Here is a 5,419-nt window from a genome sequence, read left to right as displayed (position 1 = left end):
TATAATATATCTTCTTTGTTTGCCCTTCTTCTAAATCTCCATTTTCGCTCTTTGTACTATCAGGCTTTTCAAATTCATTGAAAATTATGTTTTCATTTGATAGTAATGGAATCCCAGAAATAGAAATTTGATTTAATAAAATAGTATCATATTTGAGTACCGTTTGTTTATCTTTTAATAAAAGACCCATCGTATCCTTATTGACAACTTCATTTTTTTGTGTTCCTGAAGAGCAAGAATATAAAACAATAAAGCTAATACTGAGTACCAATAATTTGTTCATTTGAGTATTTATTAATCATTTTTAGTTCTTCCACTTGTTCTGAAAGACATTGAAAGCTTTGACAAATAGGATTTTAATCCAAACCCAAAAATGTATCAACGTTCAGAGAACGTTATTATTTATCGTGGAACAAGGATACTTCACAGACTGCTTTTGTTTGGGTCTAAGTGAATAAACACTTAGACAAACGGGCGTTCTAAGAATGCCTGACACAAGATGTTCTGAAACACTATGCCATACAGGAAATGAATACAAACAATATTCTAATGATAAGAATTGTTGACAGAAAAGATACTATTAACTTCAAACAAGTTAAATTTGTTGATAATCTAAGATTTCTTTAGATTTTTTACTTACAGTAACTTCAATTTGAGAAAATAATATAATATTATCATACACTCTATTTGGAATATCAATTATTGTTATTCCAAATTCATTTTCACTTACTCTAATCTTCCATGATTCGACCCCAAATTCATCATGATGAATTTTATCCAACACTTTAACTTGAATGACGTATTTTTTTTGCTCAATTAAATCAGTTTTAATTGGCTTTATTGAAGTATACCAAAAAATAACAACTAAAAAAAGTCCAAATGATATAGGAACTAAACATCCTACAAATGAAATTTCGCCCGCTTCCCATACTCCAAAAAGCACACAACAAAGTGTAAGCACGATAACAAAATTGATGAGTTTTTGCAATGACTCCTTTTTTGAATCTAATCTAAAAGTTAATGTCTGAATGTCTCGTTCATTCATGTGTATTGTATTAGCCATTAGTGTTAACGTTTAGATAATTACACATAATCTGATAAATATTTAGATATCTTTCATTTGGCAAGAGTTTGAAAGCATAAATTGCAAGAGCAAAAAGAATATCTTTATTATCATCATTTATTCTCCCCGTTTCAACTTCTAATTCCCACTCTTCCTTATCAAACTTATCTTTATATTTCTCTAGTGCTATCATATAGATTGAACTTACAATATCATGATTTAAGTACTTGGGACTCATATTATAATCAATTGCTTTGGCTAATATTTTACGAGTTTTATTTTCTTTTAGAGCGTCAAAAAAATATTTTAACCAAGCAATAACGCCAATAAAAATCATTAGATTAGGACCATATTTATTGTATTGATAAAACGGCGGATAAATATCTATTTCTATATTCTGAATATCCTGCAACCATAGTGTTATAAAACCTAATGCAAAAAAAGTAGTTCTAAAATAACCAAACAATATACTTTTCATACTGAGTCCCATAGGAAATCCTAGATTTGGCGTTACTCTATAAATAGTACCAGTTGGCAATAAAGGAACTCCTATTACCAAAAATTTAGTTTGTATTGATTGTCCATCAAACTCTTCTAGAGTTCCTGTATACATTGTCCCAAAAAACATATAATAGATGTTTAACTTGTTATAATTTATAGTAAGAAATTGTTTTTTGCTCATCCAAATATCTTTACTCTTCTACTTGTTCTAAAAGACAAAGAGAGTTTTGCTAAAAAACGAACCAAAAACCATAAAAGCCTCAACGTTCAAAAACGTTGTTATCTGTCATTCGATTTAAACTTTGAAATAAATCGAACGCAAAAAACAAACATAAATAAAATTATGATTGAGATATAAAAAGAGAATGAAAATTTTAACTTTTTTTATTATGTGGTATATCGGCCTCCACTATGGTAAGTTTAATGAATTATAGTCCAAGTCTTAGACTTGAACTATTGGCGAGCATCCACGAAATTTCTCCGACGATGGCTACCAAACCCTCTCCTCCTCTATCATTTCTCCCTTAATAATATACTGTTGAATGGAGGCTTCTATTTCGGCTTTTGGGATATAGTTGGAGGCTACTTTGATAAAGTCTTCTATCGTTAGCAATTGCTTTTTTTGTTCGGCTAAAGCTTTTAGGCTTCTTAAAAAATCTTGGTAGCTTTTGGTATGCTTGCTTTGTTCGATAATCCTTTTGTTGAGGTAGGCAGCAAACAATGCTCCTCGGTGATAGGGTATTTTTTCGTAATTATGATTTTCCCAGAAATGCTTTAGAATGTCTTCATTGGCTGTATTTTTTACGGGATTGGCGGACAATTGTTGGTAGGTATCTTTTACCATTTTGCCTAATTTCTGTTCTGAGAAAATCCCTGCTTTTGCCAACAAGTACCAAGTGGTATAATCAGTAAAACCTTCATCAAACCATTGATTGTTTTCGCCCATTGATACATAGCCCGCCCCAATATAGCGGTGCATGATTTCATGCGAAATCGTGGTGACTACTTCTTCATTCGCTAAAATAGTATCGCCAGAATATTTTACATGAAAGCCTGAGTTGAAGGCCGTGCCTGAGATATTATGATATTTAATATCAAGAAAAGGCGAGGCAATTAATGAATAATAAGTCCCGTTGAGATTGCCCCAAAAGTCGGTCATGGCAGGTAGAAATTTATCAAAATAGTCCATAAAACGTTGGAGGTTATACGGATTCTTCTGATTTATGCGTAGCACTACATAGTTTTGGATGCCTGCCAATTTTCGTTTAACAATGTGGAGGTCAGATGCACCCGTTACCAAGGCATTCATTCCTTCTGAGAATTTTATCGTTACCGTTTTGCCTGCTGTTAGTGTTGGGGCAAAGCTAAAGTACATTGGGAAAGTCGGTTTTTTCTCTAAGGTTACCGACATCATCATACTTGCCTGAAGTTTTTCATCTACTTGCGGATTCAAAAAGAGTGAGTGTGAAAGCGAAAAGAAGTAACTGTCGGTAATAATAGGTCGAAACATTTCACCACGCACCTTTTGTTGGGCTGTGTGGGTATCAATAATATCGTATTGTATCTGAATCGGGGTATTTTGGGGATGATAAAAAGTAAGCTGACTTTTTGCTGAATCAACCTTGAATGTTACAGAAGCCTGAATATTGATTAAGCCTTTTAGCAAGTCTTTCATACCGCCATAATATTCGTTTCCATATTGAAAAACAGTGCTATCTCGAAGAACAGGACGATAATTCAATTTGACGTGCATCACTTTTGGCTTTATGTCAAAATGATAATCCAAATCGGTACTGGCATAGGCTGTTGTTTGTATGTTGGTTATCAAACCTAATAAAATACAGGCTAAAAAGTTTTTCATCAATGATGTGTTTGTTTGAAGATTTAAGAACCTAAGATAATGAGTTAAATACAAAAATCATCAAATACTCGTCTTATTGCAGGTAATTTCAACAAAAACATCATCTCTAACGAGGGAATTAATTCCCTCGTTAGAGATGATGTTTTTGTATTTTTCGGGGTCTCCAAGACCTACAAAATAAATGTGAGCATGCCCATCTTTAATTATTTGGTCTTGAAAACCTATGAGACCATAATCAGTAGGGGTTACCGTTTCGTTACCATTTGGGTTACAAAATATAATCTTACTCTATTTTCAACACCTTCACCAACGCACTTTTATGCTCATTTCCAACCCGTAGAAAGTAAGTTCCTGCGTTTAAGTTTGTCAATGATAATTTGAAAGATAGGCTATTGATAGGCTGATAAAGTAGTGTTTTGCCCGAAATGTCCATTAAACTGGTAAAGTAATTATTGACCTTTGCCTCGTTAAGCTGAATAGTAATTTCTGAAGTGGTAGGATTCGGATATACGTTAAATAATTGATTATTTTCGTTTTCAGTTGATAATACGGTTGGGGTATTTGCTCTGGTAAAATCAGGAATTCCATAGCCTAAGCGTGTATCTGGGTTTTGATACTGACTACCCGATTTCCGCATTCTATCAATCACTGTCATGGCTGTTAGCGTGGGATTGGCTTGCCAAAAACCTGCTACCATACCACACAAAATAGGGGATGAAAAAGAAGTACCATCACTGGTTGATACATTACCATTAGGCGTAACCACGGCTGCACTCCTACCCATTACGGCTAAATCAGGTTTTACTCTACCATCAGCCGAAGGACCAATAGAACTAAAACTTACGTACGATTTTAGCGCATCAACTGCTCCAACAGTGATAACAGAATCAGCATCAGCAGGGGTAGCAATATAACGCCATGCAGCATTTCCTTCATTGCCTGCACTAATTACACAAACAATTCCTACGGAAGCTGCCCAACTAGCAGCCCTAGCCGCTATGGTGGTCCTGCCATTCATATCTGTGTATTTATGACTGGTGCTAGCATCATCAAATTCCGAATAACCTAAAGATGAGTTGATTAAATCTACGCCTACGCTATCTGCGTATTCGGCGGCAAACAGCCAATTGGCTTCTTCTATAAGGTATTCCGAGGCTGCATCTTCTGAACGTAATAATAAGAAAGAAGATTTATAAGCAGTTCCTATCACCTGTCCGTCTAGATAAGCACCCATACAGGATAAAACAGCCGTTCCATGTGCATCGTCTTCATAAACACTCTTTTCATTTTTCACAAAGTCGTAAGTACCCACAATTCTATTTTCATCAAAAAGTGGTTTTAATGCGGCAATATTATTAGCATTATTGAACCCTGCATCCAATACGCCTATCATCATTCCTTCGCCATGAAACCCTTGTTCATGCATTTTGTCTGCACCAATCATTTCTATCTGGGTTTTAGATAAACCATAGCTCAATGCTTCGGTACCTAAACTTTCAAACTTAGCTGTTTTTCTGGCTGTTCTAGTGCTAGGATTATCAATTGAAGTATTAATTTCTAGCCCTTTTACAAATGATAATTGTAAAACACTTGTCAAAACTGTTGGGGTACATTCAATCAGGGCAGCATTCATCCAACGAGAAGTATAGATTACTTTTGCTCCTTTTTTTTTCACTTCTTCTATATAAGATGGATTTACGGGCAAGTCTTTCGTTGTCAAAGCGATATTTTGTTTCTGACGACGATTGACTGAACGTTGGGACAGGTAGGCTAAAGGCTGAGAAACTGAATAAGGTGAATTGCTTTTATCTTTAAATACCAAAAGATACTTTGCTGATAAAGTTTGAGCATTTACGGATTGATGAACGAGGAAACTCAAAGCGAAGAACACACTCAATATTATAAGTTTCAAAGTAATGTGATTAGTATTCATCTTTCCCATAATCTTCATGATAAAACTTGTTCTTATTCAATCTTATTAGCCAGATATAGTT

Annotated in this window: 5 protein-coding genes; all 5 read right to left on the bottom strand. The window is 34.4% G+C overall.

Going from position 1 to position 5,419, the window contains the following annotated elements:
* The coding region (locus tag AC07XN_RS23215) for a hypothetical protein (RefSeq protein ID WP_494744784.1) at positions 1-283 on the bottom strand (283 nt) is incomplete at its 3' end.
* A gap of 312 nt (positions 284-595) precedes the next feature.
* Complete coding sequence (locus AC07XN_RS23210; protein ID WP_494744783.1) at positions 596-1,063, bottom strand: hypothetical protein; 468 nt, start codon at positions 1,061-1,063, stop codon at positions 596-598.
* Entirely contained in the window at positions 1,056-1,691 is a 636-nt protein-coding gene (locus AC07XN_RS23205) for a hypothetical protein (RefSeq protein ID WP_494744782.1), read from the bottom strand. The genes AC07XN_RS23210 and AC07XN_RS23205 overlap by 8 nt, the downstream gene beginning before the upstream one ends.
* A 363-nt stretch (positions 1,692-2,054) precedes the next feature.
* Entirely contained in the window at positions 2,055-3,425 is a 1,371-nt protein-coding gene (locus tag AC07XN_RS23200) for a M1 family aminopeptidase (protein WP_494744781.1), read from the bottom strand.
* 283 nt (positions 3,426-3,708) lie between these two features.
* Positions 3,709-5,337 carry a S8 family serine peptidase gene (locus tag AC07XN_RS23195; protein WP_494744780.1) on the bottom strand — a complete coding sequence of 543 codons (1,629 nt, stop codon included), beginning with the start codon at positions 5,335-5,337 and terminating at the stop codon, positions 3,709-3,711.
* Positions 5,338-5,419: the final 82 nt, after the last annotated feature.

Source organism: Arcicella sp. GW458-12-2-14-TSB2 (assembly GCF_059423785.1).
This window is presented reverse-complemented; position numbering and strand designations above follow the sequence as displayed.